General features: G+C 62.7%; 3 protein-coding genes. All 3 read right to left on the bottom strand.

The window, feature by feature from the left end; all coding sequences use genetic code 11:
* On the bottom strand, window positions 1–872 hold an 872-nt coding region (gene rfbB / locus MRY84_RS04725; RefSeq protein WP_291504594.1), incomplete at its 3' end, for a dTDP-glucose 4,6-dehydratase.
* 160 nt (window positions 873–1032) lie between these two features.
* Window positions 1033–2460: a mannose-1-phosphate guanylyltransferase/mannose-6-phosphate isomerase gene (locus MRY84_RS04720; protein ID WP_223056581.1), complete on the bottom strand. Its 1428-nt coding sequence runs from the start codon at window positions 2458–2460 to the stop codon at window positions 1033–1035.
* Window positions 2461–2587: 127 nt separating this feature from the next.
* On the bottom strand, window positions 2588–3952 hold the full coding sequence (locus MRY84_RS04715) for a phosphomannomutase (RefSeq protein WP_223056580.1): 1365 nt from the start codon (window positions 3950–3952) through the stop codon (window positions 2588–2590).
* Between the last annotated feature and the right edge of the window lie 527 nt (window positions 3953–4479).

Here is a 4479-nt window from a genome sequence, read left to right as displayed (position 1 = left end):
TGCCCCGGGCGATCCGTCACGAAGCGGATCAGGTCGCGATGCGGGGCGTGAACGGGCCGCCTTTCATCCATGATGCGGCAGATCGCTTCCACAACCTCAAGATTGGTGCGCTCTCCATCGCCGCCGACGTTGTAGTCCGCCCCGGGCTCGCCCTTTTCGAGCACACGGTGCAGGGCGCGTGCGTGGTCCTCCACATGCAGCCAGTCGCGCACGTTATCGCCCGCGCCGTAGACCGGTAGCGGCTGTTGATCCACCGCGTTGAGGATCATCAGCGGAATGAGTTTTTCGGGGAACTGGAAAGGCCCGTAGTTGTTGGAACAGTTGCTGATGATGGTGGGCATGCCGTGGGTGTGATGCCATGCCCGTACGAGATGGTCCGATGCGGCCTTGCTCGCGGCATAGGGCGAACGCGGTGCGTAGGGCGTTTCTTCGGTGAAATGGCCCGTCGGGCCGAGGCTGCCGAAGACCTCGTCGGTGGAGATGTGGTGGAAGCGGAATGTTTTCCGCTCTCTCGCGGAAAGCCGACGGTAGTGATGCAGCGCTGCGTCCAGCATCACCTGTGTGCCCAGGACATTCGTCTCCACGAAGGGGCGGGCGTCATCGATGGAGCGGTCCACGTGGGATTCCGCCGCGAGGTGCATAACGGCATCCGGCGCGTGCTCTACGAACAGCTTTTCCACGGTCTGTACGTCGCGGATGTCGCCATGGACAAACTGATACCGCTCGTTCCGGGGGATTTCCGCAAGTGCGTCCTCTGTGGCCGCGTAGGTCAGCGCATCGAGGTTGATGATTTCGTGCGCGCTGTGCGCCATCAAGTGCCGGATCAATGCAGAACCGATGAAACCACAACCGCCAGTGACAAGAATCTTCATCGTTCAGGTGGCGCTTGGATTTTTTTCATTCACAGATCTTCGAATCATACCCTGAGCGCTTTGGTGGACGGCTTGCCCTTACGAGACCAATTTGGGCCTGCTCGTGTGTATCCGCATTAGCTTGGGAAAAGCTGGAGCGGGAGTTGTTCGACGTGGGGAATTAGTTGGCTGGCTTGGTTCGACCGTAGACATCGTCGAAGCGCACGATGTCGTCCTCGCCGAGATAGGCGCCGGACTGCACTTCGATGAGTTCCAAGGGGAGTTGCCCGGGGTTGCCCAGGCGATGCACGGTACCGAGGGGGATGTAGACGCTCTGATTTTCGGTAACGAGTTTTTCTTCGTTCCCGCAGGTAACACGGGCCGTGCCGCGGACCACGATCCAATGCTCGGCGCGGTGGTGGTGCATCTGCAGGCTGAGCTTTTCGCCCGGTTTGACCACGATGCGCTTCACCTGAAAGCGCTCGCCTTCGGCAATGGATTCGTAGCTACCCCAGGGGCGCAATACGCGCGGATGCAATTCGGCTTCGGCTCGCTTGTTGAGTTGCAGTTGCTTGACGATGCGCCGTACGTCCTGGGCGCGGTCGGTGGGGGCGACCAGTACGGCGTCCTTGGTTTCCACGATGAGGTGGTCGTCCATCCCCACGGCGGCGACAAGCCGGCTGCTAGCGTGGACGAGGGTATTGCGGCTGTCCTCGATCAGCACGTCGCCGTGTTTGACGTTGCCGTGTTCGTCGGCTGGCAGTTTCTGGAGGAAGCTCCACGAGCCGATGTCGTCCCAACCCGCATCCATCGGTACCAGGCCCGCGCTGCGGGTCTTTTCCATGATGGCGTAGTCAATGGAATCCGAGCGGGCCGCAGCGAAGGCGGTGGCGTCCAGGCGCAGGAAGTCGAGATCCCGATTGGCCTCTTTCAGGGCAGCCTCACAGGCGCTCAACATCTCTGGTTCCAGTGCCTTGGCCTCGTTCAGCAGATGCTGCGCGGAAAACAGGAACAGGCCGCCGTTCCAGGCATAAGCTTCATCCGCGATGTAGCGCTGCGCGTCCTCCAGGCACGGCTTTTCGATGAAGGCTTCCAGGGCAAAGCCACCTTCTTCCAGAGCGGCGCCGCGCTTCAGGTAGCCGTAGCCCGTTTCGGCGCGGGTCGGTTTGATGCCAAAGGTAACGATGCGCCCGCTGGCGGCAACCTGGGTGGCGGTGGCAGCCGCCCTGCAGAAGGCCGCTTCATCCGCCACGGCGTGGTCGGCGCTCATCAGGAAGACCTGGGCGTCCTCGCCGTGCTGCTGGCTGGCGAAGAGGGCGGTAATGATGGCTGCCGGGGCGGTGTTGCGGCCTTCTGGCTCCAGGATGATGACGGCGTTGTCGATGCCCATTTCGCGCAATTGCTCTGCGACCAGGAAGCGGTGCCGGTCCGCACAGATCACCACCATGGGGGCGGCGTTGTCGAGCTTGGCGGCGCGCAAGGCCGTGGCCTGCAGCAGGGTGTGATCGCCGATCAGCTTGTGAAATTGCTTGGGATAGCCCTCACGGGACAGGGGCCACAGGCGGGTGCCGGTGCCGCCGGCCAGGAGGACGGGGACTAGGGTGGGCATGGTGGGTGTTGTGGCGTGTTGGTGGTTGCTGCGTCGGAGAATACTTGTTAGGCCCTCACCCGGCCCTCCGGGCCACTCTCTCCCATTTTGGGAGAGGGGACAGCAGGTGTAGGGGGCTTTGTGTGGGTCAGGAGCTTTCGGATTCGATCATGGCCAAGAGTTCCTGGGCTTTTTCTTGCATCAGGGCCTCGTTGGCGCGCGATTCGACGTTGAGGCGCAGCAGTGGCTCGGTATTCGAGGCACGCACGTTGAAGCGCCATTCCGCGAATTCCACGCTGAGGCCGTCGGTGTGGTCGATGTTGATGGCGCCTTCGCCGTATTCCTTCTCGAGCATCGCGAGCGTGGCATCGCTGTCGGCCACGGTGCGGTTGATCTCGCCGCTGGCTGGGAATAGACGCATGCGCTCGTCGACGAGTTCGGATAGGGGCTGGCCCTTTTCCGAGATCAGCGCTGCGACCAGCAGCCAGGGCAGGGTGCCGTTGTCGCAGTAGCCGAAGGCACGGAAGTAGTGGTGCGCACTCATCTCGCCGCCGTAGAGGGCATCTTCGGCGCGCATACGCTCCTTGATGAAGGCGTGCCCGGTCTTGGACTGCACCGGGCGACCACCGGCGGCGGTGACTTCGTCGATGGTGTTCCAGGTCAGGCGCGGGTCGTGAATGATGCTGGCGCCGGGGACTTCCTCCAGCAGCGCCTTGGCGAGCAGGCCGACGATGTAGTAGCCCTCGATGAAGCGGCCGTTCTCGTCAAAAAAGAAGCAGCGGTCGAAGTCGCCGTCCCAGGCCACACCGAAGTCCGCGCCGTGTTGCTTGACGGCATCGATGGTGGCCTGGCGGTTGTTAGGTTCCAGCGGGTTAGGGATGCCGTTGGGGAAATCGGGGTCCGGGTCGCAGTGGACGCGGATGAACTCCAGTGGCAGATGTGGCTCCAGAGCGTCGATGACCAGGCCCGCGGTACCGTTGCCCGCATTCACGACCACACGCAGTGGCTTGATGGTCCGATTGGCGATGAATTCGAGCAGGAAGCGTGTATAGCGCGGCCGCAGATAGTCCCGCGTCATCATTGGGGTGCCGCTGGGTTCGGCAGCGGAGGCGTACACGGTGGCCTCCAGCTCCCGCAGCCCGCTGTCGCCCGAGATGGGGATGGCGCCGCCGCGCACCAGTTTCATGCCGTTGTAGTCAGCCGGGTTATGGCTGGCGGTGATCATGATGCTGCCGTCGCAGCCGGGTTGTTGGGCGGCAAAGTAGATCTCTTCAGTGCCGCAGTAGCCGATGTCGGTGACCCGGCTGCCGCCATGGTTCAAGCCCAGCGCGATGGCCTCCAGCAGCGAGCGGCTGGAATGGCGGATGTCGCAACCCAGTGCCACGCTGACGGGCTCGAAGCGCTGCGCGTAGGCCAGGCCCAGACGATAGGCGACCGTTGGGTTCAGCTCGTCTGGCACGCGGCCACGAATGTCGTAGGCCTTGAAGCAGTTGGTGTACTTGCTCTTTGTCATCTTCCGGCCCAGGTATTGGTACCGCTCCTCACTGCCAGCTTACCGTTTCAGTAGTGTCGAATCATTGCTGGGCTAGGATGCGGACTGAAACGCCCTGGGTATCGAGAACTCGAAGGCCTTGCCCGAAACAAGGCCGCGCGGAGGCGTGTAACGCCGGAGCCCGTAGCGAAGCGGAGGGTCAGGCCCATGGACGGGCCTGACAACCAACGACGGAGTTGTTGGTGAGAGCGTCAAGCTGCTCTAACGAAAAACCCCGACGCCAAGGCCGGGGTTTTCGTGGACTGGCTCCGCGAGTTGGACTCGACGGCCGTGTCCGGAACAAGGCCGAGCGGAGGGGCGGAGCCCCGGAGCCCGTAGCGCAGCGGAGGGTCAGGCCCCTGGACGGGCCTGACAACCAACGACGGAGTCGTTGGTGAGAGCGTCAAGCTGCTCTAACGAAAAACCCCGACGCCAAGGCCGGGGTTTTCGTGTACTGGCTCCGCGAGTTGGACTCGAACCAACGACCCAGTGATTAACAGTCACTTGCT

It is taken from the genome of Acidovorax sp., assembly GCF_022763525.1.
GTDB lineage: Bacteria > Pseudomonadota > Gammaproteobacteria > Burkholderiales > Burkholderiaceae_C > Acidovorax.
Note: the sequence above shows the minus strand (reverse complement) of the source record. Positions and strands in the feature narration are given on the sequence as shown.

Coding starts and splice junctions, on each gene's coding strand:
- MRY84_RS04720 (WP_223056581.1), bottom strand. CDS start 2,460: ATGCCCACCCTAGTCCCCGTCCTCCTGGCCGGCGGCACCGGCACCCGC.
- MRY84_RS04715 (WP_223056580.1), bottom strand. CDS start 3,952: ATGACAAAGAGCAAGTACACCAACTGCTTCAAGGCCTACGACATTCGT.